Below are 25,928 nucleotides of genomic sequence, written 5' to 3' on the forward strand. Positions count from 1 at the left end.
CAATCGACAAGAAGTAAGGAGTAGAGATGTACAACGCCACCCTCACCTCCAAGGGCCAGACCACCATACCCAAGGAAGTGCGCGAAGGCCTGGGTCTCCAACCGCACGACCAGCTCAACTTCACGCTGATGGACGACGGCACGGTGATCATGCGGGCCAAGCGCCGCGGCCTGAAGGATCTTGCGGGCATCGCCGGGTACAAGGGCAAGCCCATCCCGGCCGAGCAACTCAAGGCGCCGCGCCGTGGCTGAGGTGGCCGATGGCCCGGTCGGGCTCGACACCCATGTCATCGCGCGCCTGGTGTTGGCCGACGACGCGGAGCAGACCCGGCGTGCGCAGCGGATGCTGGTCAAGGCCGCGACGCGCGGGCAGCTCGTGATGATCGCGCTGGGTGTTCTGCTCGAACTCGAATGGGTGCTGCGCAGCCGCGCGGGCCTGGACAAGGCCGCCGTGTTGCGCGTGTTCAAGGGCTTGCTCGAAACGCGCGACCTGCGCATCGAGCACGAGGCCAGCGTCGAGCGGGCCGTGTACGCCTGGGAACAGGGTTCGGCCGATTTCGCCGATTGCCTGCACCTTGCCCGATACCGCGACATGGGTTGCGACACCATGCTCACCTTTGACCGCACCGCTGCCCGCCTGAGCGGCGCCACCGCCTTATGACCCCCGTGTCCGAACTGCAGACCTCTCCCGCCATCCGCCGCGTGGCCGACTGCCTGGCCGCGCTGGGCCACGCGCACGCACCCGTCATGCTCGACGACGCCGCGCGCACCGCGCAGCAGGCGGCCGACGCGCTGGGCGTGGCCCTGGGCCAGATCGCCAAGAGCATCATCTTCCGCCGCAAGGGCGACGAGCGCGCGGTACTGGTCATCACCTCGGGTGACCGGCGCGTGGACGAGAAGCGCGTGCAGGCCCTGGTCTGCGGCGAAGGCCACAAGCTTGGCCGCGCCGACGCGGACTTCGTGAAGGCCCAGACCGGCTTCTCCATCGGCGGCGTATCGCCGCTGGCGCACGCGAACGAGCCCGTCACGCTGATCGACCGCGAGCTGTTCCGCTTCGACGTGGTCTGGGCCGCGGCCGGGCACCCGCACGCGGTGTTCCCACTCACCCCACAGGAGCTGGAGCGTTACACCGGTGCACCGGTGGCCGACGTGGTTCAGGCCCTGGCCGAATGACATGAACGCCCCCGAACGCCCCAACCTCAAGCGCGCCCGCATGCGCCAGCCCGCCGTGGCCGTGCCCTCGCCCTGCCTGAGCGTGTGCCGGCTCGACGAGCGCCGCAACGTGTGCGTGGGTTGCCTGCGCACCTTGAGCGAGATCGGCGCCTGGAGCCGCATGAGCGACGAGGACAAGCTGGCCGTGTGGGCGCAGCTCGAAACGCGGGAGTTGATCGTCGAATGAAAGACGTGCAGTTCTTCTACGACCCCATCTCGCCCTACGCGCACCTGGCCTTCGCGGCCTTGCCGCAGGCGCTCATGGGCCACAGCGTGCACCTGCACCACCGCCCGGTGCTGTTCGCTGGCCTGCTCAAGGCGCACGGCCAACTGGGCCCGGCCGAGATCCCGGCCAAGCGCGACTGGACTTACCGCCAGATCCAGTGGCTGGCGCACACGCACGGCATCCGGCTCGAGCTGCCCGCCTCCCACCCCTTCAACCCGCTGCCCCTGCTGCGCCTGGGCCTGGCCACCGCCACCGACGAAGCGCCCGGCGAGACCAACCGCTACGTCACCGAGCTGCTGTTCCAGCACGTGTGGCACGGCGGCGCCGACGCGGCCGACCCTGCGCGCCTGGCCGAGCTGCAGGCCCGTTTGCAGGACCACATGGCCCAGCGCGGCCGTCCCTGGCTTGAACCCGACAGCGACACCGTGAAGCAGCGCCTGCGCGCCAACACCGACGAGGCCCTGGCCCTGGGCCTGTTCGGGGTGCCCGCGCTGGTGGTGGACGGGCGCATCTTCTGGGGCTTCGACGCCCTGCCCATGCTCAAGGCCTGGCTCGATGGCGACGCCTGGTTCGACAGCGGCGCCTGGGAGGCCCCTGCACGCACCGCGGTGGGCGCGCAGCGGCGCTGACGCTCAGGGCTGCACCATCAGGTGCCGCGCGAGCGCGTGGTACGCCGGCAGCGAGGTCGGGTCGTTCGCCGCGTTGCCCGCCGTGGGGTGCGAAGCCAGTCGAGCGATCACCATCTCCGCCTTCGGGTCGATGTACAGCGCCTGCCCGTGCACGCCACGGGCCATGTAGGCGCCGTGTTCGTTGTGCGTCACCCACCACATGTTGCGGTAGCTCCAGCCCTTGAGCAGGGTGTAGCCGGCCTTCTCGAAATCCGCCTGGGAGCCGCCGCGCCGGATGTCGGCCACCGCCGCGCGCGGGATGATCTGTTGGCCGCCGAGCCGGCCTTCGTTGCGCAGCAGCTCGCCCACGCGCGCGAGATCGCGCAGGCCGGCGTTGAGCCCACCACCTGCGAAGGGCGAGCCGATCGAATCGACGGTGAAGTAGGCGTCCTGTTCGGCCCCGATGCGCCGCCACAGGCGCCGCGACAGCAGCTCGGCGACCGACTGGCCGCTGACCCGCGCGATCACCCAGCCCAAGGCGTCGCTGTTGGCGGTCTTGTAGCCGAAGGCCTCCCCGTGGCGGCCCTGTGGACGTACCGTGCGCAGGTACTCGAAGTAGCTGCGCGGCCCCTGGTAGTCGGGGGGCTTGGGCAAGGGATTGCCAGCCCGCGCGTGTTGCCACACGTCGGCGTTGGGGTCGGCGTAGTCCTCGCTGAAGCGGATGCCGGTGGTCATGTCCAGCAGTTGCCGCACGGAGGCGTCGCCGAAGGCTGACGACGCGAGTTCGGGCACGTAGTGGTCCACGCGCTGGTCCGGGTCGAGCGTGCCCTCAGCCACCAGGACCGCGCCCAGCAGGCCGGTGAACGACTTGGTGACCGACATCAGGCCGTGCTGGCCGTCTTCGGTCAGCGAGCCGGCGTAGCGCTCGTAGACGATGCGGCCGCGGTGCAGCACCACGATGCCGTCGGTGTAGTTGAGCGCCAGAGACTGCGCCCAGGTGATGGGCTCGCCGCCACCCAGGGGCGTGAAACGCAGGCCGTCGATGTCCTGGCGTTCGGCGCGCGGCAGCGCACGCGGCGCGCCCAGGCCGCGCGACACCTGCACGGTGGGCATCAGTTCGCGGAAATGCGACACGCTCCAGCGCCAGGCCGGGAAGTCGGCGTAGCTGCCGTCGGCGAAGCGGATGGTGCGCTCGGCCGGCGGTGGGTCGCCTTTCATCCAGCCCAGCCGGGCCGGGTCGCTGGCCTCGGCATCGGGGGGCGCGGCGGGCGCGGGCAGGGCCGTCAGCAGGGCCAGGGACAGCAACAGTGATCGCATGGTTGTTCCTCCCGGATGGGGCAGTAGACGGCGGTGGTCCGCGAGCGTCAAGCGGCCCGCTCAGTCGCCAAAAGTTTCGTCCAGCGTCAGCACGCGCCCGGTCTGCGCAGCCTCGTAGCCCTTGAGCGCAGCCACGCGCGCGCGAAACGCCGGTGAACGCAGCACCGCAAGCACGGGGCGCAGCTGCGGGCGTTGCAGCGCGTCGGCCGGCACCGCGAAGAAATAGCGCTCGCGCAGCAGCGGAATGAAGTGCAGGCCGAAGCGGTGCGCCGCCGTCTGCACGCCGATGCCCGCGTCCGCCATGCCGCTGGCCACGTAGGCCGCCACGGCCGCGTGTGTGAACTCGGTGTTGTCGTAGCCCAGCAGCGCACGCGGTGCGATGCCCTGGCGCTGCAACAGCAACTCGATCAGCACGCGCGTGCCCGAGCCTTCGGGCCGGTTGACGAAGCGCAGGCCAGGTCGCGCCAGGTCTTGCAGCCCCTGCAGGCCCAGCGGGTTGCCGGGCGCCACGAACAGACCCTGGGTGCGCACGGCCAGATGCACCAGGCGGTGTTGCTCGGGCCGCAGCCAGGCCAGGTAGCGCCGGGCGGCGGCGGCCTCGAACTCGCCCAGGGGCACGTGAAACCCGGCCAGGTCGCACTCGCCGTGCGCCAGCGCCGACACCGCCTCCAGGCTGGAGCGGTAGCGCAGCTCCACCGGCACCTGGCGCGCCCCGAGCTGCTCGCGCAGCGCGGCCACCGCGAAACCGTGGCTGGCGTGCAGACGCGCCATGGGCGGCGTGGGCGCCACGGCGGGCGTGCGGCGCTGCGCGCGGCCCAGCTCGCCCTCCAGCTCCGAGGCCAGCGACTCCAGCAGCGGCTGCAGCCGCGCGGCGACGCGGGCGTCGGCCCAGACCAGCTTCTCACCCAGCGCGGTGAGCGCCGAGCCGCGCCCGCGCCCGCGCAGCAGCAGCGGCTCGCCGAACAGGTCCTCGGCCTGGCGCAGCAGGCCCCAGGCGTGGCGGTACGACAGCCCGGCCTCGCGCCCGGCCTGCGCGATGCTGCCGGTGGCCTGCACGGTGGCCAGCAGGTCGAGCAGGGCGGTGGCGTCCAGCGGGTCGGCGTCCGCGCGGCCCACGCGCCAGTGCGGCTGAAGGCTCACGCGCAGCGGGTCGGGGTTGGTGCGGCTGGCCATGTGGGGTCATATGTGAAACGGTGAACATATTAAGTGCTGTTCATGGTGCTAGCCTGCTGGCTCCCATGAACCGGCCCGCAGAGGCGCGATGAACACCACCCACGACACCCCCCGGGTCATCCCCATTCGCCCACTGGACCGGCAGGCCCGCGGGGCGGCGCGCCGCACGCCCAAGGGCCGCCAGGTCGCGCCCGCCGCGCGCGAGCGCGTGGCCGCGTTGTGCGCCGAGCTGGCGCCGCGCGCCGACCTGCTGATCGAGCACCTGCACCGCCTCAACGACGGCGAGGGCGCGCTGCGCCGGGGCCACCTGGCCGCGCTGGCCGAGCGCCTGCGGCTGAGCCAGGTCGAGGTCTATGAGGTCGCGAGCTTCTACCACCACTTCAAGGTGGTCGATGACGAGGCCGCCGTGGCCACCACCACCGTGCGCGTGTGCACCAGCCTGGCCTGCGCGATGGCCGGCGGCGAAGCGCTGTTCGCCCGCACGCGCGAGGCACTTGCCGGCCGCGCCGACGTGGCAGTGGAAGAAGCGCCCTGCATCGGCCAGTGCCATCAGGCGCCCGCGGCCTGCGCGGGGCAACGCCAGTTGCCCCGGGCCACGGCCGAGTCGATTGCCGACCACGTGGCGCGCCACGAGACCGGCCCCCGCCAGTTGCCGCCGCCGCTGCCCACCGACCTGGCGCAACTGCAGCGCCTGCTGGCGGGTGACACCACAGCCGACGCTGTCATCGCCGAACTGAAGGCCGCCCACCTGCGCGGCCTGGGCGGTGCGGGCTTTCCCGCCTGGCGCAAATGGGACATCGTGCGCGCGCAACCCGGTCCGCGCCACGGCGTGGTCAACATCGACGAAGGCGAGGTCGGCACGTTCAAGGACTGGCAGGTGTTGAGCGAGGGCGCGCCCCAGGTGCTCGAAGGCGTGCTGATCGCGGCCGAGGTGGTGGGCCTGGACCAGGTGTGGCTCTATCTGCGCGACGAATACCACGACCTGCGGCCGATGCTGCGGCGCGAGATCGACGCGCTGGCACCGCGCCTGCAGGCGCTGAAGACGCGCTTCCCGAACTACCAGCCGCCGCGCATCGAGCTGCGGCGCGGCGCGGGCGCCTACATCTGCGGCGAGGAGTCCGCGCTCATCGAATCCATCGAAGGCAAGCGCGGCCTGCCGCGTTTGAAGCCACCCATCGTCGCCCTCCACGGCGTGTTCGGCCGGCCCACGCTGGCGCACAACCTGGAGACGCTGTGGTGGGTGCCCGCGCTGCTGGCGCACGGCGGGGCGGCCTGGGCCGCCCTGGGCCGGCGCGGGCGCCACGGGCTGCGGCGCTTCTCGGTGTCGGGCCGGGTGAACAAGCCCGGCGTGCACCTGGCCCCCGCGGGCATCACGCTGCGCGAGCTGATCGACGAACACTGCGGCGGCATGGCCAAGGGCCACACGCTGCACGCCTACCTGCCGGGCGGCGCGTCCGGCGGCATCCTGCCGGCCGCGCTGGCCGACGTGCCGCTGGACTTCGACACGCTCGCCGAACACGGGGCTTTCGTGGGTTCCATGGCCGTGGTGGTGATGAGCCAGCACGACAGCACGCGCGACGCCGCGCTCAATCTCATGCGCTTCTTCGAACACGAGTCCTGCGGCCAGTGCACACCCTGCCGCGCCGGCACGGGCCAACTGGTGCGCCTGATGCAGGCGCCGCGCTGGGACGCCGAGCGCATGGACGAACTCTCGGCCGTGATGCGCGAGGCCAGCATCTGCGGCCTGGGCCAGGCCGCGCCCAACCCGGTGGACAGCGTGCGGCGCTTCTTCGCCAAGGAGGTGGGCCTGTGAACACGAACGACCTGCCGCGCGAAGCGGCGCCCGTGCCCTTCACGCTCGACGGCCGCGCGGTGGAAGCCGCGCCCGGCGAGACCCTGCTGCAGGCGGCCGAGCGCGCGGGCGTGGTGCTGCCGCGCCTGTGCGCCAGCGAGGGCCTGCGCCCGGCGGGCAACTGCCGCGCCTGCGTGGTCGAGATCGAGGGCGAGCGCGTGCTCGCACCGTCTTGCTGCCGCGCGCCGACGGCGGGTATGGTGGTCCGCAGCGACACACCGCGCGCCGCGAACGCGCGCCGCACGGTGCTCGAGCTCTTGTTGGCCGACGCGCCCACGACGAACGCGCTCAAGCACGACAGCGAACTCGGGCACTGGGCGCGCGCGAGCGGCGCGCGAGAGCGCCGCTTTGCCCTGCGCCAGGTGGTCGGCGACGACCACTCCCACCCCGCCATGACCGTCAACCGCGATGCCTGCATCCAGTGCACGCGCTGCATCCGCGCCTGCCGCGAGACGCAGGGCAACGACGTGCTGGGCCTGGCCTTTCGCGGCGGTCACGCGCAGATCGTGTTCGACCAGAACGACCCGATAGGGGCGAGCACCTGCGTGGCCTGCGGCGAGTGCGTGCAGGCCTGCCCCACGGGCGCCATCGCGCCGGCCAACGGCGCCTTCGCCAAACCCTCGCTCAAACAGGTCGATTCGGTCTGCCCCTTCTGCGGCGTGGGCTGCCAGTTGCGCTACCACGTCGACGAGAACGACCGCATCGCGCACGTCGAGGGCATAGCCGGCCCGGCCAACGAAGGCCGGCTGTGCGTCAAGGGCCGCTTCGGCTTCGACTACGCGCACAGCCCCGAGCGCCTCACGCGTCCGCTGATCCGGCGCGCCGACGCCCCCAAGGACCCGATGGCCATCGAACGGCGCAGTTGGAGGGAGCTGTTCCGCGAGGCCAGCTGGGATGAGGCGCTTGACGCCGCCGCCGCCGGTTTTCGCGCCGCGCTCACGGCCAGCGCTGCGCGCGGGCGCGCCAGCCCGGTCGCTGGCTTCGGCTCGGCCAAGGGCACCAACGAAGAGGCCTACCTGTTCCAGAAGCTCGTGCGCACCGGCTTCGGCACGAACAACGTGGACCACTGCACCCGCCTGTGCCACGCCTCCAGCGTGGCCGCGCTCATGGAAGGCCTGGGCTCGGCCGTGGTGAGCAACCCGCTGCGCGACGTGGCGCACGCCGATCTGGTGCTGTTGATCGGCGCCAACCCCGCGCAGAACCACCCGGTGGGCGCCACCTGGATCAAGAACGCGATCCGCGGCGGCACGCGCCTGGTGCTGGCCGATCCGCGCCGCACGGAGCTCGCGCGCCACGCCTGGCGCTACCTGGGCTTTGCGCCCGGCAGCGACGTGGCCCTGCTCAACGCCATGCTGCACGTGATCGTGGACGAAGGCCTGGGTGATCCCGCCTATGTCGCCGCGCACACGCGCGACTTCGACGCCATCAAGGCCCACGTCGCGGCCTTCACGCCCGAGGCCATGGCGCCCGTCTGCGGCATCGAGCCCGAGGCCATCCGCGAGGTCGCGCGCGCCTTCGCCACCGCCAAGAGCGCCATGATCCTCTGGGGCATGGGCGTGAGCCAGCACGCGCACGGCACGGAGAACGCGCGCGCGCTGATCGCGCTGTCGCTCATCACGGGGCAGATCGGCCGACCCGGCACCGGCCTGCACCCCCTGCGCGGCCAGAACAACGTGCAGGGCGCCAGCGACGCCGGCCTCATCCCCATGGTGCTGCCCGACTACGCCCGCGTGGGCGACGCGGCCGCGCGCGAACGCGCCGAGGCCTTGTGGCACCTGGCGCCCGGCACCCTGGGCGCCGAGCCCGGCCTCACCGTGGTTGAGATCATCGACGCGGCGTACCGCGGCGACATCACGGCCATGCTGGTGCAGGGCGAGAACCCGGCCATGAGCGACCCCGACGCCGCGCACGCGCGCGAGGCGCTCGCGGGCCTGAAGCACCTGGTGGTGCAGGACATCTTCCTCACCGAGACCGCTGCGCTCGCCGACGTGGTGCTGCCCGCCACCGCCTGGCCCGAGAAGACCGGCAGCGTCACCAACACCGACCGTTGCGTGCAGCTCGGCCGCAAGGCCGTGGGCTCGCCCGGCGAGGCGCGCGCCGACGCCTGGATCACCGAACAACTGGCCGTGCGACTCGGCCTGGGCTGGGGCTACGGGATCGCGGCCGATGGCTCGGGCACGGGCGACGGGGCGCAAGGCATCGGTGCCGTGTACGAGGAGATGCGTGCCCTCATGCCCAGCATCACCGGCCTGCCCTGGCCGCGCCTGTGGCGCGAGGGCGCCGTGACCTACCCGGTGCGCGACGAGCAGGACCCCGGCCAGCCGGTCGTCTTCACCGATGGCTTTCCCATGCCCGAGGGCCGCGCGCGCCTGGTGCCCGCCGCCCTGGTGCCGCCGGCCGAAGAGCCCGACGCCCAGTACCCGCTGGTGCTCATCACCGGGCGGCAACTGGAGCACTGGCACACCGGCAGCATGACGCGGCGCAGCGTGGTGCTTGACGCGATCGAGCCCGGTCCCGTGGTGAGCCTGCACCCGGCCACGGCCGAGCGCCTGGGCCTGCGCGCGGGCGCGCTCGCACAGGTGAGTTCACGGCGTGGCGCCATTTCGCTGCCGGTGCGCATCGACGACGGCATGCCGCCCGATGCCGCGTTCATTCCCTTCGCCTACGCGGAGGCGGCGGCCAACCTGCTCACCAACCCGGCGCTGGACCCGCTGGGCAAGATCGCCGAACTCAAGTACTGTGCGGTCGACGTGCGGCCCGCGGCCGCGGAGGTGGCATCCGCTTGAGCTGCCTCAAGCCGCGGGTCGTGACCCTGGTCCACCATGGGCCATCGTTCACGCGCCAAAGGAGGCCACCATGTTCAAGAAGATCCTCGTTCCCACCGACGGCTCCGACGTCGGCAAGGAGGCCGCCGCCACCGCGGCCCAGATGGCCAGGGAGTCGGGCGGCCAGGTCGTTGGCGTGTATGTCATCGACCCCTTCCCCTACATCGGCATTGGCGATGCCTCCGCCGTGGGCCTGCAGGCCTACCTGAGCGATGCCAAGCGCGTGGCGGGCGAAGCGCTGGAGAGCGTGGGCAGCGCCTGCCGCGCGCAGAACGTGCCCTTCGCGGGCGACACCATCGAGCGCAACCTGGTGTGGGAGGGCATCCTGGAAACCGCCAAGGCCGAGGGCTGCGACCTGATCGTGATGGGCTCGCATGGCCGCCAAGGCGTCAAGGCGCTCATCCTGGGCAGCGTGGCGCAGAAGGTGCTGACGCACGCGCACATACCGGTCCTGATCGTCAAGGGCTGAGGCCGAGTTCTGACGGCGGACTGATCCAGGCATTGACTTAGGAACTCGGGCCTCGGCCCGACGACTTAGCCCTCCGAACCCCTTGGCCGGGTTCGAAGGGCGGCGAGGCCTGCGGGCAAGGGCAACAGGCCCGGCTGGCGATTGAAGGCGTGCGCTCTTCCCCTCTCAATCAGGAAGACCGCATGCACGACCCCACGATGGACGAGCGCCTGAGCCGGCTGCTCGATGCGCTGGCCGATCTGATGCCCGCCGAACAGCGCATCGACCCGCCCAGCGAGCCGGGACCTTTCGAACTCCGGTTCGATGTCGATTCGCACAGGATCCGCCTGGTCTGCCGGCTTGAGGCCGAGCCGCCCCGCATCACCGTGGCCTGCCCCCTGGGGCCCGTGCCCGATCACGACCGCGGCACGGTGCTGCGCCAGCTCCTGCGCTTGAACCTGGCGACGGCCTGGACCGGAACCCGCATGGGGTGTGATCCGGTCACGAAGGATCTGTACGCGCTGCACGCCATCGCCCTGGATGAAGCCACGCCCGCCCGCCTGCACAACTCGGTGCACGCGCTGATCCACTGGGCCGGGCAATGGAACGAGGACCCCAGCCTGGCGCGCCTGGCGCCCCGGGGCGAGGCTGTGAAATCGTCCGACCCGAGCCGACGGGCCTGACGGGGGCGCCGTGGCCTACCTTCCCTTCGACAACAGCGAGGGCATCGCTTCGCGTCGCCAGCTGCTGCAGTGGCTGGAAGACGCCGGCATCGCCTGGGTGCCGATCGACGTGGTCCTGAGCATCGATCACCCGTCGGCACTGATCGCCGAGTGCACGGTGGAAGGCACCGCCGTGCTGCTGCTGCACGACCTGGACGAGCGGGCCACCGAGGTGCGCGTCACGGCGGTGCTGGGTGCGCTGGCGCCGGAGGACGGCGACGCCCTGCTGCTGCAACTGCTGCAGACCAATTTCGTGACGGCCCTGCGCGGCCATGACCCGGTGCTCGGCCTGCGCGACACGGACGACGCGGTCTGTGTCACGCAGGCGTTCGCCCTGCATGAAGCGGCGCGCGACGCCTTCCTCATGGGGCTCTTCCACCTGGCGAGTCTGTCGTCGCGCTGGTGCGACGGGCGCTACCTCGGCGGCGATTGACACCGCTGCCGTCGACTTCACCCCACCCCACGTCCTCAAGGAACTGCCCATGGCCGTACGCCAATCGCAAGAGCCGAAAAAGTCACCGTCGTCCCTTCGCGTGCACGGAGCCGAGCGGCCACCGCCGGTCGATGCCCGGAGCGGATCACCCGAGGCCGGCGAAGACACCGCGGATGTCGACGCGGTCATCCTGGACGCGGCCCGGGCGCTGTCCGCCGCGTGCGATTTCGACGTGCAGCGCGCCTTCCAGGCGCTGCAACTGGGCGACTTCGATCCCGCGGACGCACAGGGGGTGGCACAGAAGCTGTTCCCCGACCTGGACGGCCCGGCACGGCGGGTGGCGGCCGAGCGCCTGTGGCGGCATGTGCAGGAGCATGCGCACGAGAGCGACCACCCGCTGTTCCACCAGGCCCTCGCCCACTTCCTGTCGCCCGTTCGGGCGGAGCGCGAACAGGGCGATGGCGGTGAGCCGCCAGGTACGCACGCCCCGGTGCACGAACCGGCTGTTTCGCCGGAAACGGCCTTGCAGTCGTGCATCCGTCAACTGGCCTCGGGCAAGTACAGGGACACCCACGCGATGGTGAGTCAGGCCTTTTCGGGCATCACCGGTCGCGACCTGCACGAACAACTGCTGGCGCTGGAACTGCATGTCCAGGGCGCGGAGGCACTCGATGAGATCGAGAAGGTGGCCGTGTTGAACGTGATCAGGCGGCTTCGCGACGCGGACCCGTCGAGTGGGCGGCGCAAGATCCAGTTGCCTGCCCTCTCGATCCGGGGCCCGGCCCAGGGCCTGGGCCATCAGGTCGTGCAGGAAATGCATCGCGCAGGGAAAGGCGCCGAGGCGATCAATCGCTTCCTGGACGGCTTGTCGGCCAGCGCCTTGATGGAAACCCTGGGGCGGCTGATGGACCCGGACGCCGAGGCCGATCCCGCATTGGTCCGGCTGGCCGGCGACAGGCTGCGCCTGATCGACCAGCACGAGAGGGCCCGCGTGCTCGCACCCCTGATCGCCTGGGGTGCGCGCGATTGCGCGGGAGACGCACCGCCGCTGCCGATCCCGGACGATCCCGCCAGCTCGCTGGCGCTGCTGCGGCAACTGGTGCTGGTGGCGCAACAGGAACTTCCGTCGGACGAGGGGGCGTGTCTGTTCGATGCGTTCAGCACCTATCGGGAGGCCGTGGACGTCTTGACCGCGCGTGGCCACGGGGATGAACGGTGGATCAGGCAGGTTCGCCTGGCCATGAGGGACCACGAGCGACCCGCCGAGGTGCTTCAGGCCTTGCTGAAGCAGTGCGGCTCCAAGGCCGCGGCGGCGGTGGCCCTGCAGGCCGCCAGGCAGAACGCCCAGGTCTGGACCGAGGACGAGTGGACCCGTCTGCGTCGCATCGTGGCCGAGTGGTACGCGACGGAGGGGATGCCGCCCGAGCTCATGGCCAATCCGGGAAAAGCCGCGGAGGTTCCCAAAACGCTGGCGATCGCGCCCGAGGAAATGCCCAAGCGCAAGGCGGGGCCCGCGGCACGCAGGCGCTACCACGACAAGCAACTGCAAGTGGCCGCGCAGCAGCGCATTGCCTTTGACGATGCGCAGGTGGTGCGCGGCCTGTTGTCGCACCACCTGCACTTGCGGCAAGCCGATCCGGCGGGCGGATATGGCTACGTGGACACCAGCGATGAAGAGCTTTGCGTGCAACTGCTGGCCATCTCCCCGATCCCCCGCGCCCGCCTGTTGCAGGCCCTCGCCATCGTGGCCCACGACATGCGCCTCAAAGAGCAGCCGCTGGCGCAACGCCTGATGAACAAGATGGACGAAGCCGTTCCGTCGATCATGCAGGTCAGGCCCCTGGGCCCCCGGGAAAAATTCAAGGCGGCGGTGAGCGTCTTTGCCAATGGGGTGCGCGAAGGGGCCGCCCAGTGGGTGGGCGCGGGCCTGATGCGAACGACCGTTCACTACGCGGGACCCTGGGGCACGATCGTCGTGACGGTCGTCAGCGTCGGCGTCCTGCCTCTGCTGGCGTCACGCTACCTGCACAGCCTCGAAACGCTGGACTACCAGATGCACCCCAGGAAGGTGGTCCGCTTCCTGCTCGACCTCATGCCCGGCCTCGGCGCCGCGGCCGGGATCGGCTTTTCGCTGTACGTCGGCGTCCGGTACGGTGCCTTTTCAGAGGAGGGCATCCACTCGGTGTTGATCGGCCTGGCCGCCGGCAACCTGGGCCGGTTCCTCCTGCGGCAGCCGACCCAGAGCTGGACGCAGTCGTCGCTCACGCGGGGCATCACCGTGGTCGACCGACAGGGCAATCCCCCGTCCGAGCACTTCCAGTACCGCTTCAACATCCTTCGAGACCTGGCCTACACCGTGCCCTACGTCGTGGCCAGCGTGTGCACCCTGGAATGGGTGACGGGCCTCGCGAACGAGCTGTTTCCGGTGCTTGACGACCTGGCGAGCGTGCTGGGCCATTCGTTCGTCATGACGTTCCCCAGCGCCTTGGTGGAGGCTTGGGACGGCATGGTGGTCGACATCTTCCTGGCCTTGGCCGCCGCGCTCATCGCGGACTACGTCGCGCGGCGCGGCACCCAGCCCAATCCGGGCCGGAACTGGGAGCACTGGATGCGGCATGGCCTGGCCCGGACCGTGGCCATGTGCCCGTCGGACACCCTGGCCGCGATCGCCGCCGCGCTGATGCGCGCGGGGTATCGCCCGGCGGCGCTGGTGCTCGCGGCGCTCGCCGGTGCGACGGGCGGCCCCTTCGGTGCTTTGCGCGGCCGGACCTTCAACTATGTGATGACCACCGTGTCGACGGTGCAGAACGGGTCGGTGCTGCCGGACGGCCTGGTCACGTGCGTGGGGCGCGGCGCGCGGTTCCTGGGCCGCGGCGTGGTGCAGGCCGTGGGTTCCATCGCTTCGCTGTGGGGTGGGGTCGCTGCGGCGGACCAAGCCAGCGAAGGAGATGGCGACAGCGAGCGCGTCAGCAGCACGGAGGGGGGTGTTGAGAGCGACACCTTCGACGACAGCGACAGCGAGTACCTCGACCCCGAGAACGACGCGACCTGAGCGCGGGGAACGCCCGCTTACCGGCGGAACCGCCCGCTGGCGTCGATGATCGACAGGTCCGCGAAGTCCAGCCCCGTGTGGTTCGTGGGGCTGTAGCTCACCGTCAGGCCGCCCAGGTCGAAGCGCGACATGCCCTCCAGCGCGTCGCGCAGCTTCTGCGGCGTGGGGTTGGGGCCGGCGCGGCGCAGGCCTTCCACCACCACCTTCGCGCCGGCGAAGCCTTCCATCATGGCGGGCGACACGCCCGGCAGGCCCTTGGCCTTGGCCAGGTCCTGCGCTTCCTTGATGAGCGCGTAACTGACCGAGCGCTCGTTGGGAAACACCTGCGTCACGATCACGCCCCGCGCGTGTTCGCCCAGCAGCTTGATGAAGCCGTCCGAGGCGTTGTTCGACAGCGTGACCACCTGCGCGCGCGAGCCCGCCGCGCGCAGCGCCTTCACCGCGTTCGCGGTGTTGCCGGCCGAGGCGATCACCATCACCGCGTGGGCGTTCAGCTTGGCGACCTCGGCGGCCACGGCGCTGTAGTCGGGCTTGTCGCGCGGCGTCTTCTGGCGCAACACCGGCTCCAGCTTCGCCTTGGCGAAGCCCTGCATGGCACCGGCCGCGCTGTCGGCGCCGAAGGAGTCGTCGGTCTCGATGATGGCGATGCGGTTCTGGCCGATGCTGGCCAGGTGCTCGATGGCGCGCGCGGCCTCGCGCTGGTAGGTGGCGCGCACGTTGAACACCCAGGGGTTGACGGGGTCGTGCAGCACCATGGCGCCGGTGCTGGGAGCGATCAGCGGCACCTTGTGCTCGGCCAGCAGCGGCAGCAGCGCCTGCGAATGCGGCGTGCCCCGGTTGAGGAAGAGGGCCAGCACGCCCTGCTTCGTGATCAGCTCGCGCGAGACGTCCACCGTTACCTTGGGGTCGAACTTGTCGTCCACCGACACCAGTTCGATCTTTTCACCGTGCACGCCGCCGCGCGCGTTCACGGCATCGAAATACAGCTTCGCGCCGTCGGTGTTTTCCTTGACCCCGGCCGCCACCGAGCCAGTGAAGCCCGAGGGCTGGCCAATGCGCAACTGCGCCTGGGCAGTGGTGGCCGCGACGAGCAAGGCCAGGCCCGCGCTGGCGAGGGAACGGAACCGCATCTTTGTCTCCTTTTGTAAGGGCGCGCGATTCTGTCCGAATGCTCCCCCAGGGTACCAGTGTGGAAATGACGTAGGGCGCGGCAACGGTCACGGACGGTCCCTAGAATCTTCCGCTTCCCGCTCAGGAGCCCCCGCATGTCCGACGATCAACGCCCCGACCACGCCCACCAGGCCGAACCCGATGAACGGGCGGCCGATGGCGGGGGCGCCGAGGGCCTGATCCGCATCCGCGGCGCGCGCCAGCACAACCTCAAGGGGCTGGACCTGGACATCCGCACCGGCGAGCTGACGGTGGTGACGGGCCCCAGCGGCTCGGGCAAGTCCAGCCTGGCGTTCGACACCCTGTTCGCCGAGGGCCAGCGGCGCTACGTCGAGACCTTCAGCGCCTACGCGCGCCAGTTCCTGGACCGCATGGACAAGCCGGCCGTGGACCGCGTGGAAGGCGTGCCGCCCGCCATCGCCATCGACCAGACCAACCCGGTGCGGACCTCGCGCTCCACCGTGGGCACCATGACGGAGCTCAACGACCACCTGAAGCTGCTGTTCGCGCGCGGCGCCGAGCTGTTCGACCGCGAGACCGCGCTGCCGGTGCGGCACGACTCGCCGGAGACCATCGCGGCCGAGTTGCGGCGGCGCAGTGAAGCGCAAGCCGACCCGCGCCTGGTGCTCACCTTTCCGGTGGAGCTGCCCGCCAACACGACGCCCGAGGAAATCGAGCAGTGGCTCTCGGCCAGCGGCTACACGCGCGTGCAGGCCGAACGCACCGTGCAGCGCGAGGTGAAGGACGAGGCCCCCGCCAAAGGCAAGAAGGCCAGGCCCGCGATCGAGGCCGTGAAGCTGCTCGACGTGGTGGCCGACCGCTTCCGCATCGCCGGCGCCGAGCCGGCTCGTGTGATGGAGGCGATCGAGACCGGCCTCAAGCGCGGCGGTGGGCGGCTCACGGTGTACGCCTTGAAGGAAGAGGGAGAGCCGGAGATCTGGAAGTTTTCGACGGGCTTGCATTGCCCCGAGAGCGACATCCGCTACACCGAGCCCACGCCCTCGATGTTCTCGTTCAACTCGCCCGTGGGCGCCTGCGACACCTGCCGTGGCTTCGGCCGCGTGATCGGTGTCGACTACGGCCTGGTGATCCCGAACGAGAAGCTCACCTTGCGCAACGGCGCCATCAAGGTGTTCCAGACGCCCGCGTGGAAGGAGTGCCAGGACGACCTGATGCGCCACGCCGAAGCGGCGGGCATTCCGCGCGACACGCCCTGGGCCAAGCTCACGCCCGAGCAGCAGGCCTGGGTGAAGAACGGCTCGCCGCAGTGGAACGGCAAGTGGAACCAGCACTGGTACGGCGTGGGCCGCTTCTTCGAGTACCTGGAGAGCAAGGCCTACAAGATGCACATCCGCGTGCTCTTGTCCAAGTACCGCAGCTACACCGAATGCCCGGTGTGCCGGGGCGCGCGGCTCAAGACCGACAGCCTGCTGTGGCGCGTGGGCACCCGCGCGCAGGCCGACGCGGTGCTGGAACCCGCGAAGCGCTACCTGCCCGCCGGCGTGGCCTGGTCGCGCGCCCAGCTCGAGGCCTTGCCCGGCCTGTGCCTGCACGACCTGATGCTCATGCCGCTGACGGAGCTGCGGCGCTTCTTCGATTCCATCGCGCCCACGCAGGCGGGCAGCTCGGGCGAGCAGCAGGCGCTCAAGCTGCTGCTGGAAGAGATCAACACCCGCATCCGCTACCTCTGCGAGGTCGGCATCGGCTACCTCACGCTGGACCGCCAGAGCCGCACCCTCAGCGGCGGCGAGGTGCAGCGCATCAACCTCACCACGGCGCTCGGCACCTCGCTGGTCAACACGCTGTTCGTGCTCGACGAGCCCAGCATCGGCCTGCACCCGCGCGACATGGCGCGCATCGTGGACGCCCTGAAGCGCCTGCGCGACGCCGGCAACACCCTGGTGGTGGTGGAGCACGACCCGGCCGTCATGCTCGCCGCCGACCGGCTCATCGACATGGGCCCGGGCCCCGGCGAGCGCGGCGGCAGCATCGTCTTCGACGGCACGCCCGAGCAGATCCGCGCGGCCGACACGCTCACCGGCGCCTACCTCGGCGCGCGCAAGACCATCGGCATGGGCTTCAAGCGCGCGGTGACCGACAGCACGCCGCGCCTGATCCTCGAAGGCGCGAGCGAGCACAACCTGAAGAACGTGTCGGTGGAGTTTCCGCTGCAGCGCCTGGTGGTGGTCACCGGCGTGTCGGGCTCGGGCAAGTCCACGCTCATCCAGGACGTGCTGGCGCCCGCGCTCATGCGCCACTTCGGCCAGAGCACCGAATCGCCCGGCGCGCACGACCGCCTGCTGGGCGCGGAACAACTCGCCGACGTGGTCTTCGTCGACCAATCGCCCATCGGCAAGACGGCGCGCTCCAACCCCGTGAGCTACGTGGGCGCCTGGGACGCCATCCGCGCGCTGTTCGCCGACGCGCCGCTGTCGCGCCAGCGCAGCTACACGCCGGCCAAGTTCAGCTTCAACAGCGGCGACGGGCGCTGCCCCACCTGCGGCGGCTCCGGCTTCGAACACGTGGAGATGCAGTTCCTCTCCGACGTGTACCTGCGCTGCCCCGACTGCGACGGCAAGCGCTACCGGCCCGAGATCCTGGAGGTGAAGATCGACCGCGGCCAGCGCTTGCTCAACGTGGCCGACGTGCTGGAGCTCACCGTGAACGAAGCCGCGCAGCTCTTCGCGCACGACCGCGAGGTCATCCGCGCGCTGCAGCCCATCGTCGACGTGGGCCTGGAATACGTGAAGCTCGGCCAGCCCGTGCCCACGCTGTCGGGTGGTGAGGCCCAGCGCCTCAAGCTCGCGGGCTTCCTCGCGGAAGCGGCCAAGTCCGCCAGCGCGAGCCGCCAATCGGTGGCGCGCAAGGGCACGCTGTTCCTGTTCGACGAGCCCACCACCGGCCTGCACTTCGACGACATCGCCAAGCTCATGCGCTCGCTGCGCAAGCTGATCGACGCGGGTCATTCGCTGGTGGTGATCGAGCACAACCTGGACGTGATCCGCGCGGCCGACTGGGTCATCGACCTGGGCCCCGAGGGCGGCGCGGGCGGCGGCGCGGTGGTGGCCGAGGGTCCGCCGGAGCAGGTGCGCGAGCACCCCGGCAGCCACACCGCGCAGGCCCTGCGCGAGTACGCGATGGCCATGGACCAGGTGCACGCGGTCAACGAACGGCCGGCCGTGCCCTACGGTGCGCGCGCGGCCAGGCGACGCGGCCCGCACGACGAGGCCATCCGCATCGTCAATGCCAAGGAACACAACCTCAAGCAGCTCAGCGTGGACATCCCGCGCGGCAAGTTCAACGTCATCTCGGGCGTGAGCGGCTCGGGCAAGAGCACGCTGGCCTTCGACATCCTGTTCAACGAGGGCCAGCGTCGCTACCTGGAAAGCCTCAACGCCTACGCGCGCAGCATCGTGCAGCCGGCCGGCCGGCCCGAGGTGGACGCGGTCTACGGCATCCCGCCCACCGTGGCGATCGAGCAGCGCCTCTCGCGCGGCGGACGCAAGAGCACCGTGGGCACCACCACCGAGGTCTGGCACTTCCTTCGTCTGCTCTACGTGAAACTGGGCACGCAGCATTGCGTGCACGACGGTGCGGCCGTGAAGCCGCAAAGCGCCGACAGCATCGCCGCCGCCATCCTGCGCAAGCACGCGGGGCGGCACGTGGGCCTGCTGGCGCCGCTGGTGGTCAACCGCAAGGGCGTGTACACCGAGCTGGCCGACTGGGCGCGCCCGCGCGGCCACAGCCACCTGCGCGTGGACGGCGAGTTCCTGCCCACCACGGGCTTTCCGCGCATCGACCGTTTCAAGGAACACACCATCGAGCTGCCGGTGGCCGACTTCGTCGTGAACCCGGCCGACGAGGCCCGGCTGCGCAGCGAACTGGCGAAGGCGCTGGAGCACGGCAAGGGCATCCTGCACCTGCTGCACCCGCTCGATGGGCTGAAAGACGCCATTGCCGATGGCCGCTCCACGCGCGAGATCGGCGCGGTGGAGGTATTCAGCACCGCGCGCGCCTGCCCGGTGTGCAGCACCAGCTACCCCGAGCTGGACCCGCGGCTGTTCTCCTACAACAGCAAGCACGGCTGGTGCCCCGACTGCGTGGGCACCGGCACGAAGCTCTCGCGCGAGCAGCGCAAGGCCCTGGACGATTCGGTGCGCGACGCCGACGAGAAGGGCCGCGAGCAGAGCTTCGCCGAGCCCGAGGTGGAGGGTGTGGGCGATGAGCTTTGCCCGACCTGCGAGGGCACGCGGCTCAACGCGCAGGCGCGCGCCGTGCGGTTTGGCGGCGTCGCCATCACCGACATCGCGCGCTTGTCCGTCAGTGAGGTGCGGCGCTGGGTGCGCGAACTCATGGAGGGCAGTGGTTTGTCCGGTCGGGAGGCCGACATCGCGCGCGACCTGTTGCCCGAGATCGAAAGCCGCCTGGCCTTCCTGGAACAAGTGGGCCTGAACTACCTGACGCTCGATCGCGGCGCGCCCACGCTCAGCGGCGGCGAAGCGCAGCGCATCCGCCTCGCGGCGCAGCTGGGCAGCCACCTGCGAGGCGTGTGCTACGTGCTCGACGAGCCCACCATCGGCCTGCACCCGCGCGACAACCAGATCCTGCTCGATGCCCTGCACCAGCTCGGCGCGCAGGGCAACACCGTGGTGGTGGTGGAGCACGACGAGGACACCATCCGCCGCGCCGACCACGTGATCGACATCGGCCCCGGCGCCGGCAAGCGCGGCGGGCGCGTGGTGGCGCAGGGCACGGTGGCGGACCTGTCGGCCAACGATGAGTCGGTCACCGGGCGCTACCTGCTGCACGCCATGAAGCACCCGCTGCAGGCGCGCCGCGCCGTGCGGGCCGACGAACCCGAGCTCGAGCTGCGTGGCGCCGCCCTGCACAACCTGCAGAAGCTGGACGTGAAGGTGCCGCTCAAGCGCCTGGTGGTCGTCACCGGCGTGAGCGGCTCGGGCAAGAGCACGCTGGCGCGCGACGTGCTGCTCACCAACGTGGCCGAGGCCGTGTCCATGCGCAGCACCGCCGCCGGCAAGAAGGCCTGGGACAGGGGCGAGCGGCCCGCCTGGTCCGGCTGCGAGCGCCTGATCGGCAGCGAAGCCGTGGACCGCGTGCTCGAGGTCGACCAGACGCCCATCGGCAAGACGCCGCGCTCCTGCCCGGCCACCTACGTCGGCTTCTGGGACACGGTGCGCAAACTCTTCGCCGACACGCTGGAGGCCAAGGCGCGCGGCTACGGCCCGGGCCGCTTCAGCTTCAACACCGGCGAAGGCCGCTGCCCGAGCTGCGAAGGCCAGGGCGTGCGCACCATCGAGATGAGCTTCCTGCCCGACGTGAAGGTGCCTTGCGAAACCTGCCACGGCGCGCGCTTCAACCCCGAGACCCTGGCCGTGACCTGGAAGGGCAAGAGCATCGGCGACGTGCTGCAGATGGAGGTGGACGAGGCGGTGGATTTCTTCGCCTCCATGCCCGCCATCAGCCACCCGCTGCAACTGCTCAAGGACGTGGGCCTGGGCTACCTCACGCTGGGCCAACCCTCGCCCACCCTGAGCGGCGGCGAGGCGCAGCGCATCAAGCTCGTCACCGAACTCAGCAAGGTGCGCGACGAGGTGGGCCGGCGCGGGCAGAAGGCGCCGCACACGCTCTACGTGCTGGACGAGCCCACGGTGGGCCTGCACATGGCCGACGTGGAAAAGCTCATCCGCGTGCTGCACCGCCTGGTGGACGCCGGCCACAGCGTGGTGGTGATCGAGCACAACCTGGACGTGATGGCCGAGGCCGACTGGATCATCGACCTGGGCCCCGAGGGCGGATCGGGCGGCGGCCGCGTGGTGGCCGCCGCGGCGCCCGAGGCGGTGGTGGCGGCGGGTACTCACACCGGGCGCGTGCTGGCACCGGTGCTGGCCCGGCAGTGAGGCGGCGGCGGTGCGTGCGGGGCAGGTGATCCACATCGAGCCCGCCGCGCCGGCCAAGCCCGCGCTGGGCACGCCGTGCAATGGCTGCGGTGTGTGCTGCCTGGCCGAGCCGTGTCCGCTGGGTCGCGTGATCTCGCGCAAGCGCGTGGGCGCGTGCGACGCGCTGCGCTGGGACGGGGCCTTGAAGCTCTACCGTTGCGGCGCGATCACCGACGCGGCGGGGGTGCTCGGCCCACGCTGGGCCTTTGCGGCGCCACTGCTGCGCCGGCTGGCGCGGCGATGGATCGCGGCCGGGGTGGGTTGCGACGCCGACCTCGATGTGGCGTCCTCGCGCACCTGAGGCCGGGCCGTCGCTGCCTCAAGCGCGCGGCAGCGGCAGCGCGGTCTTGTAGCGCACCTGCTTGAGCGCAAACCCCGAGCGGATCTTTTCCACCTCGGGCAGGGGCGAGAGGCGGTCGAGGATGAAGCGCTCCAGCGCGCCGATGTCGGGCACCACCACGCGCAACAGGTAGTCGGAATCGCCCGTCATCAGGTAGCACTCCATCACCTCGTCGAGGTCGGCGATGCGCTGCTCGAAGCGCGCCAGTGCCTCCTTGCTCTGCGTGGTGAGGCTGATGTTGATGAACACGTTGAGCCCCAGGCCCAGGCGCGCCGCGTCGGCCAGGGCCACGTACTGGCGGATCACGCCCGACTGTTCGAGCGCCTTCACGCGCGCCAGACAGGGCGAGGGCGACAGCCCCACGCGCTGGGCCAGGGCCACGTTGGACAGGGAGCCGTCGTGTTGCAGCTCGTCGAGGATCCGGCGGTCGATGGCGTCCATGGTCTTTTGTGCTGCTGAATGATCTATTGATGGAATTATCTGCTGCCTATCGGGCGGACATCGGCCCGTTCGGCAGCACATGCCGGACAGTCGCGCCTAGAGTGCCCCGCCATGAACCCGCACGACCTCATCGCCCCCGACCCCGACCCGCAGGAAACCGCGGAGTGGCACGACGCCTTCCTGTCGCTGTTGCACACGCAAGGCCCCACGCGCGCCCGGCAGATGCTCGATGGCCTGGTGGCGCTGGCGGGACAGCAGCGCGTGGGCTGGCGGCCGAATCTGAACACGCCGTACGTGAACACCATCGCGGCCGAGCGCCAGCCGCCGTTTCCGGGCGACCTCGCCATCGAGGAGCGCCTGGCCTCGCTGATGCGCTGGAACGCGCTGGCCATGGTGGTGCGCGCCAACCAGGCCTATGGCGAACTGGGCGGCCACATCGCCAGCTACGCCAGCGCCGCCGACCTGTTCGAGACCGGCTTCAACCATTTCTTTCACGCGCGCAGCGCCGCGCACGGCGGTGACCTGGTGTTCTTCCAGCCGCACAGCGCGCCCGGCGTGTACGCGCGCGCCTTCCTGGAAGGCCGCCTGAACGAAGACGATCTGCGCCACTACCGGCAGGAGATCGTCGCGCCCGAACACGGCGCGCGCGGGCTCTCCAGCTACCCGCACCCGTGGTTGATGCCCGATTTCTGGCAGTTCCCCACCGGCTCCATGGGCATCGGCCCCATCAGCTCGATCTACCACGCGCGCTTCATGCGCTACCTCACGCACCGCGGCCTGCTCGACGCCGGCCAGCGCACCGTGTGGGGCGTGTTCGGCGACGGCGAGATGGACGAGCCCGAGAGCATGAGCGCGCTCACACTGGCCGCGCGCGAGCGGCTCGACAACCTGGTGTGGGTCGTCAACTGCAACCTGCAGCGGCTCGACGGCCCGGTGCGCGGCAATCACCGCATCATCGACGAGCTGGAGCGCCTGTTCGCGGGCGCGGGCTGGAACGTCATCAAGCTGCTGTGGGGCAGTGATTGGGATGGCCTGTTCGCCAGCGACACCGGCGGCGCGCTCGCGCAGGCGCTGGGCGACACGGTCGACGGCCAGATGCAGACCTTCGCGGCCAAGGACGGCCGCTTCAACCGCGAGAACTTCTTCGGCCAGAACCCCGCGCTCGCCGCGCTCGTGCAGGGGCTGAGCGACGAGCAGATCGACCGACTCAAGCGCGGCGGACACGACCTGGTGAAGATCCACGCCGCCTACGCCGCCGCCGTGGCGCACCGGGGCCAGCCCACGGTGATCCTGGCGCACACCAAGAAGGGCTACGGCATGGGCACGGCCGGACAGGGCCGCATGACCACGCACAGCCAGAAAAAGCTCGACGCGGACGACCTGCTGGCCTTCCGCGACCGCTTCGCGCTGCCGCTGAGCGACGAGCAGGCCACGGGCCTGGCCTTCTACAAACCCGCCGAGGACAGCGCCGAGCTGCGCTACCTGCGCGAGAGGCGCGCGGCCCTGGGTGGTGCGATGCCGCGGCGAGAGACCGCATGCGCCGTGGTGCCCGTGCCGGAGGTGAATGCCTACGCCGGCTTCGCTCTGAACGCCGCCGGCAAGGAAATGAGCACCACGATGGCCTTCGTGCGCCTGCTGGGCAACCTGCTGAAGGACGCGGCGCTGGGCCCGCGCCTCGTGCCCATCGTGGCCGACGAGGCGCGCACCTTCGGCATGGCCAACCTGTTCAAGCAGGTCGGCATCTACAGCAGCGTGGGGCAGCGCTATGCGCCGGAAGACATCGGCTCGGTGCTGAGTTACCGGGAGGCGCTGGACGGGCAGATCCTGGAAGAGGGCATCAGCGAGGCCGGCGCCATCGCGAGTTGGACCGCCGCGGCCACCAGCTACAGCGTGCACGGCCTGGCCATGCTGCCCTTCTACATCTACTACTCCATGTTCGGCTTCCAGCGCGTGGGCGACGCCATCTGGGCCGCGGCCGACCAGCGCGCGCGGGGCTTCCTGCTGGGGGCCACCTCAGGCCGCACCACGCTGGGCGGCGAGGGCCTGCAGCACCAGGACGGCAGCAGCCACCTGGTGGCTGCGACCATCCCCAACTGCAAGGCGTATGACCCGGCCTTCGCGGGCGAGCTGGCGCTCCTCGTCGATGCGGGCATGCGCGAGATGCTGGTGGAGCAGCGCGACGTTTTCTACTACCTCACCCTGATGAACGAGAACTACGCGCAGCCCGACCTGCCGGATGCCGCGCGCGAGGGCGTGCTCAAGGGCGGCTACGTGTTCAAGCGATTCGGACCGGCGGATGGCGCGCCGATCACGCTGCTGGGATCGGGCGCCATCCTGACCGAGGTGCTGCGCGCCGCCGACGCGCTGGCGCGGCAAGGGCACCGCGTGCACGTCTGCAGCATCACGAGCTGGAGCGAACTCGCGCGCGAGGCGCAGGCCGCCGAGGCGGAGGGCCGCACGCCCTGGCTTCGCGCCTTGCTGGCCGATACCACCGGCCCGGTGCTGGCCGCGAGCGATTACGTGCGCGCCGTGCCCGAGGCTCTGCGCGCCTGGCTGCCGGTGGATCGCGCCTACCGCACGCTGGGCACCGACGGCTTTGGCCGCAGCGACACGCGTGCCGCGCTGCGCGCCTTCTTCCGGGTGGACGCGGCGAGCATTGCCGCCGCGGCGCGGGCTTACTCCTTGGGCGAGCCGAAGTAGCCGGACGGAGGCGGGGTTTCCAGGCGGACTTCGGTCATCGGGTCCCAGTGGGTGTTCGGCAGCGCGGTTTCCGCGAGGTATGACGCCGCCAACTGCAGCCTCTGTTCTTCGGGTTCCGTGAGCGGGCGCGTCGCGAGGGTCTGCAAGAGTTGCTGTTCCGTGTGGAGGGCCAGGTCTCGAATGGCGCGGCTTGTCACATAGCCTCCCAGCGCCTTCTCGACGTTCACGGTTTCCCATCCCGCATCGAGGGAGGTGACCGTCTGACGGGGTTCGGCTTGACGGTCGCGGCGTCGCAAACGCCGGGTTCCCCGAGTCGGCTGCGTGGCGGGTTCCATCTTGTCCCTGGATGTCGGGATCTCATCGAGTGTGTGCGATTCCAGTTCGATATCGGGCGTGGAAGGCAAGGGTGTGCGGAACGACGCCAGTGAGTCCAGTTGACGCCGCTTTTTCTCACCCCTTGTCGGTGCGGCCTGTTGTCTCCGTTCGCCGGCCTGGGCTTTGCGAGCGTCGTCCAGCGCCATCAGCTTCTGGCGCATCTCCTTTGTGTCGGCGACTTGCAGATGGGTCTTCCGCATGGGTTGCGTGTAGAGGATGTGTTGAGCAAGATCGGCGGCGGCGTTCCTGACTTCCTGGTTGTTGTTGCCGTCGTGGTTGATCTGCTCGCACATCCTCCAGATGAACTCATAGGCAAGCGGTTCGTCCGTGCCGGAAAGGCTGGCCCGGACGGAGGAGAAGGTCTGGTCTTCGTCCATCCGGTTGGGCGAGAGGAACTCGAATCCGGCCTTGCCAGGCTTGACGTGAAGCGTGCGACCGGTCGCCTTCTGGCTTTCCTGCTCCAGGGCCGCGCGAACGTGGGGCACGTCTTCGAGCGACGGAGCGTGCCGGTTCTGCACGGCCAGGTACCTGGCGTCTGGTTTTGGCTTTGGGGTGTTCTTGATCATGAGGAAGCGATGCACCGAGGATTGAGCGGAGGCGCGACCACGCCGCGCCCGCCTCAGTAGCGGGCCCTCCCGGCCCGGTTCCTGTATCGGCCCACCGGCCGGGGCATGCATTGCCCTGGATGGTTCAGCGCGCCAGCAGCACCGCCACGCCCACCACCAGCACCACCGCCACCACGATCAGCACCCGCGTGCGCACGCGCAGCAACTGCACCGCCTCCACCAGCCGCGCGTTCTGCTCGGCCAGTTCGCTCAGGGTCTGCGCCATCTGCTGCTGCGCGGCGGACTGCTGGTCGATGAGCTGGCGCGCTTCGACGAGGCGGTCGCGCAGCGCTTCCAGGGTGGGCGGTTCAGCCGCGAGGTCCGTGGGCGGGCTCGGGGGCACCGGCACTGTCGGGGCCTTCTGTTTGTCGAGCAGCTTGCGCGCGGCATTGAGCACCTTCGGCGCGTGCTCGATCACGTCGCCCCAGGGAATGATCTTCAGCGCGGCGATCCAGGGGATGGCCATGGTCGGG

Annotated in this window: 20 protein-coding genes; 14 read left to right on the forward strand and 6 right to left on the reverse strand. The window is 70.5% G+C overall.

Translation table 11 applies throughout. The features are described from left to right. Nucleotides 1-26 precede the first annotated feature (26 nt). From GTO19_RS10770 to GTO19_RS10790, 5 genes are read left to right on the forward strand one after another with little or no spacing between them, the layout of a single operon-like run. Nucleotides 27-251, forward strand: coding sequence for a type II toxin-antitoxin system PrlF family antitoxin (locus GTO19_RS10770; protein WP_291020931.1), 225 nt, complete (start codon nt 27-29; stop codon nt 249-251). Continuing rightward, nucleotides 244-660, forward strand: a complete 417-nt coding sequence (locus tag GTO19_RS10775) for a PIN domain-containing protein (protein WP_291020932.1) — start codon at nt 244-246, stop codon at nt 658-660. The genes GTO19_RS10770 and GTO19_RS10775 overlap by 8 nt, the downstream gene beginning before the upstream one ends. Continuing rightward, the gene (locus GTO19_RS10780; RefSeq protein WP_291020933.1) at nt 657-1,172 is read left to right on the forward strand and encodes a YbaK/EbsC family protein; all 516 of its coding nucleotides are present in this window, start codon (nt 657-659) and stop codon (nt 1,170-1,172) included. Before GTO19_RS10775 ends, GTO19_RS10780 begins: the two co-directional genes overlap by 4 nt. A gap of 1 nt (nt 1,173) precedes the next feature. Continuing rightward, a complete protein-coding gene (locus tag GTO19_RS10785; protein WP_291020934.1) occupies nt 1,174-1,398 on the forward strand; it encodes a DUF1289 domain-containing protein in 225 nt (74 codons plus the stop codon). Continuing rightward, entirely contained in the window at nt 1,395-2,066 is a 672-nt protein-coding gene (locus GTO19_RS10790) for a 2-hydroxychromene-2-carboxylate isomerase (RefSeq protein ID WP_291020935.1), read from the forward strand. Before GTO19_RS10785 ends, GTO19_RS10790 begins: the two co-directional genes overlap by 4 nt. A gap of 3 nt (nt 2,067-2,069) precedes the next feature. On the opposite strand, the gene GTO19_RS10795 is transcribed toward GTO19_RS10790, so the two are convergent. Then, nucleotides 2,070-3,362: a serine hydrolase gene (locus GTO19_RS10795; RefSeq protein ID WP_291020936.1), complete on the reverse strand. Its 1,293-nt coding sequence runs from the start codon at nt 3,360-3,362 to the stop codon at nt 2,070-2,072. Between the two features lie 60 nt (nt 3,363-3,422). Beyond that, complete coding sequence (locus GTO19_RS10800; protein WP_291020937.1) at nt 3,423-4,535, reverse strand: substrate-binding domain-containing protein; 1,113 nt, start codon at nt 4,533-4,535, stop codon at nt 3,423-3,425. A gap of 88 nt (nt 4,536-4,623) precedes the next feature. On the opposite strand from GTO19_RS10800, the gene GTO19_RS10805 reads away from it, so the two are divergent. The 6 genes from GTO19_RS10805 (at nt 4,624) to GTO19_RS10830 (ending at nt 13,867) form a co-directional block, all read left to right on the forward strand. Further along, nucleotides 4,624-6,348, forward strand: coding sequence for an NADH-ubiquinone oxidoreductase-F iron-sulfur binding region domain-containing protein (locus tag GTO19_RS10805; protein ID WP_291020938.1), 1,725 nt, complete (start codon nt 4,624-4,626; stop codon nt 6,346-6,348). After that, nucleotides 6,345-9,173: a molybdopterin-dependent oxidoreductase gene (locus tag GTO19_RS10810; protein WP_291020939.1), complete on the forward strand. Its 2,829-nt coding sequence runs from the start codon at nt 6,345-6,347 to the stop codon at nt 9,171-9,173. Before GTO19_RS10805 ends, GTO19_RS10810 begins: the two co-directional genes overlap by 4 nt. A 70-nt stretch (nt 9,174-9,243) precedes the next feature. Beyond that, complete coding sequence (locus GTO19_RS10815; protein WP_291020940.1) at nt 9,244-9,681, forward strand: universal stress protein; 438 nt, start codon at nt 9,244-9,246, stop codon at nt 9,679-9,681. A 182-nt stretch (nt 9,682-9,863) separates the two neighbouring features. Beyond that, the gene (locus GTO19_RS10820) at nt 9,864-10,343 is read left to right on the forward strand and encodes a type III secretion system chaperone (RefSeq protein WP_291020941.1); all 480 of its coding nucleotides are present in this window, start codon (nt 9,864-9,866) and stop codon (nt 10,341-10,343) included. A 10-nt stretch (nt 10,344-10,353) separates the two neighbouring features. After that, nucleotides 10,354-10,815, forward strand: a complete 462-nt coding sequence (locus tag GTO19_RS10825) for a hypothetical protein (protein WP_291020942.1) — start codon at nt 10,354-10,356, stop codon at nt 10,813-10,815. A 49-nt stretch (nt 10,816-10,864) separates the two neighbouring features. Continuing rightward, nucleotides 10,865-13,867, forward strand: coding sequence for a hypothetical protein (locus GTO19_RS10830; protein ID WP_291020943.1), 3,003 nt, complete (start codon nt 10,865-10,867; stop codon nt 13,865-13,867). 17 nt (nt 13,868-13,884) lie between these two features. Here the strand turns inward: GTO19_RS10830 and GTO19_RS10835 are convergent, their stop codons facing one another. Further along, on the reverse strand, nt 13,885-14,997 hold the full coding sequence (locus tag GTO19_RS10835; RefSeq protein ID WP_291020944.1) for an ABC transporter substrate-binding protein: 1,113 nt from the start codon (nt 14,995-14,997) through the stop codon (nt 13,885-13,887). Nucleotides 14,998-15,132: 135 nt separating this feature from the next. Between GTO19_RS10835 and uvrA the strand changes: the two genes are divergently transcribed. Together uvrA and GTO19_RS10845 are read left to right on the forward strand one after the other, a co-directional pair. After that, nucleotides 15,133-20,955, forward strand: a complete 5,823-nt coding sequence (uvrA, locus tag GTO19_RS10840) for an excinuclease ABC subunit UvrA (protein ID WP_291020945.1) — start codon at nt 15,133-15,135, stop codon at nt 20,953-20,955. Between the two features lie 10 nt (nt 20,956-20,965). After that, nucleotides 20,966-21,295, forward strand: a complete 330-nt coding sequence (locus GTO19_RS10845; protein ID WP_291020946.1) for a hypothetical protein — start codon at nt 20,966-20,968, stop codon at nt 21,293-21,295. An 18-nt stretch (nt 21,296-21,313) separates the two neighbouring features. Here GTO19_RS10845 and GTO19_RS10850 read toward each other — a convergent pair whose 3' ends face one another. Then, nucleotides 21,314-21,775 carry an Lrp/AsnC family transcriptional regulator gene (locus GTO19_RS10850; RefSeq protein WP_291020947.1) on the reverse strand — a complete coding sequence of 154 codons (462 nt, stop codon included), beginning with the start codon at nt 21,773-21,775 and terminating at the stop codon, nt 21,314-21,316. Between the two features lie 111 nt (nt 21,776-21,886). Between GTO19_RS10850 and mdeB the strand changes: the two genes are divergently transcribed. Continuing rightward, entirely contained in the window at nt 21,887-24,475 is a 2,589-nt protein-coding gene (gene mdeB / locus GTO19_RS10855; protein ID WP_291020948.1) for an alpha-ketoglutarate dehydrogenase, read from the forward strand. Here the strand turns inward: mdeB and GTO19_RS10860 are convergent. Together GTO19_RS10860 and GTO19_RS10865 are read right to left on the reverse strand one after the other, a co-directional pair. After that, complete coding sequence (locus GTO19_RS10860; RefSeq protein WP_291020949.1) at nt 24,451-25,416, reverse strand: hypothetical protein; 966 nt, start codon at nt 25,414-25,416, stop codon at nt 24,451-24,453. The genes mdeB and GTO19_RS10860 overlap by 25 nt on opposite strands. A 124-nt stretch (nt 25,417-25,540) precedes the next feature. After that, entirely contained in the window at nt 25,541-25,921 is a 381-nt protein-coding gene (locus tag GTO19_RS10865; RefSeq protein ID WP_291020950.1) for a hypothetical protein, read from the reverse strand. Nucleotides 25,922-25,928 lie beyond the last annotated feature (7 nt).

Origin of the sequence: Hydrogenophaga sp. (assembly GCF_011772445.1) — a bacterium.
GTDB lineage: Bacteria > Pseudomonadota > Gammaproteobacteria > Burkholderiales > Burkholderiaceae_C > Hydrogenophaga.

Excerpts from the sequence above, each read along its gene's own strand:
- GTO19_RS10815 (WP_291020940.1), top strand. The coding sequence starts at position 9,244 with ATGTTCAAGAAGATCCTCGTTCCCACCGACGGCTCCGACGTCGGCAAG.
- GTO19_RS10785 (WP_291020934.1), top strand. The coding sequence starts at position 1,174 with ATGAACGCCCCCGAACGCCCCAACCTCAAGCGCGCCCGCATGCGCCAG.
- uvrA (WP_291020945.1), top strand. The coding sequence starts at position 15,133 with ATGTCCGACGATCAACGCCCCGACCACGCCCACCAGGCCGAACCCGAT.
- GTO19_RS10860 (WP_291020949.1), bottom strand. The coding sequence starts at position 25,416 with ATGATCAAGAACACCCCAAAGCCAAAACCAGACGCCAGGTACCTGGCC.
- GTO19_RS10770 (WP_291020931.1), top strand. The coding sequence starts at position 27 with ATGTACAACGCCACCCTCACCTCCAAGGGCCAGACCACCATACCCAAG.
- GTO19_RS10790 (WP_291020935.1), top strand. The coding sequence starts at position 1,395 with ATGAAAGACGTGCAGTTCTTCTACGACCCCATCTCGCCCTACGCGCAC.
- GTO19_RS10805 (WP_291020938.1), top strand. The coding sequence starts at position 4,624 with ATGAACACCACCCACGACACCCCCCGGGTCATCCCCATTCGCCCACTG.
- GTO19_RS10795 (WP_291020936.1), bottom strand. The coding sequence starts at position 3,362 with ATGCGATCACTGTTGCTGTCCCTGGCCCTGCTGACGGCCCTGCCCGCG.
- GTO19_RS10835 (WP_291020944.1), bottom strand. The coding sequence starts at position 14,997 with ATGCGGTTCCGTTCCCTCGCCAGCGCGGGCCTGGCCTTGCTCGTCGCG.
- GTO19_RS10830 (WP_291020943.1), top strand. The coding sequence starts at position 10,865 with ATGGCCGTACGCCAATCGCAAGAGCCGAAAAAGTCACCGTCGTCCCTT.
- GTO19_RS10780 (WP_291020933.1), top strand. The coding sequence starts at position 657 with ATGACCCCCGTGTCCGAACTGCAGACCTCTCCCGCCATCCGCCGCGTG.
- GTO19_RS10820 (WP_291020941.1), top strand. The coding sequence starts at position 9,864 with ATGCACGACCCCACGATGGACGAGCGCCTGAGCCGGCTGCTCGATGCG.
- GTO19_RS10800 (WP_291020937.1), bottom strand. The coding sequence starts at position 4,535 with ATGGCCAGCCGCACCAACCCCGACCCGCTGCGCGTGAGCCTTCAGCCG.
- mdeB (WP_291020948.1), top strand. The coding sequence starts at position 21,887 with ATGAACCCGCACGACCTCATCGCCCCCGACCCCGACCCGCAGGAAACC.
- GTO19_RS10850 (WP_291020947.1), bottom strand. The coding sequence starts at position 21,775 with ATGGACGCCATCGACCGCCGGATCCTCGACGAGCTGCAACACGACGGC.
- GTO19_RS10865 (WP_291020950.1), bottom strand. The coding sequence starts at position 25,921 with ATGGCCATCCCCTGGATCGCCGCGCTGAAGATCATTCCCTGGGGCGAC.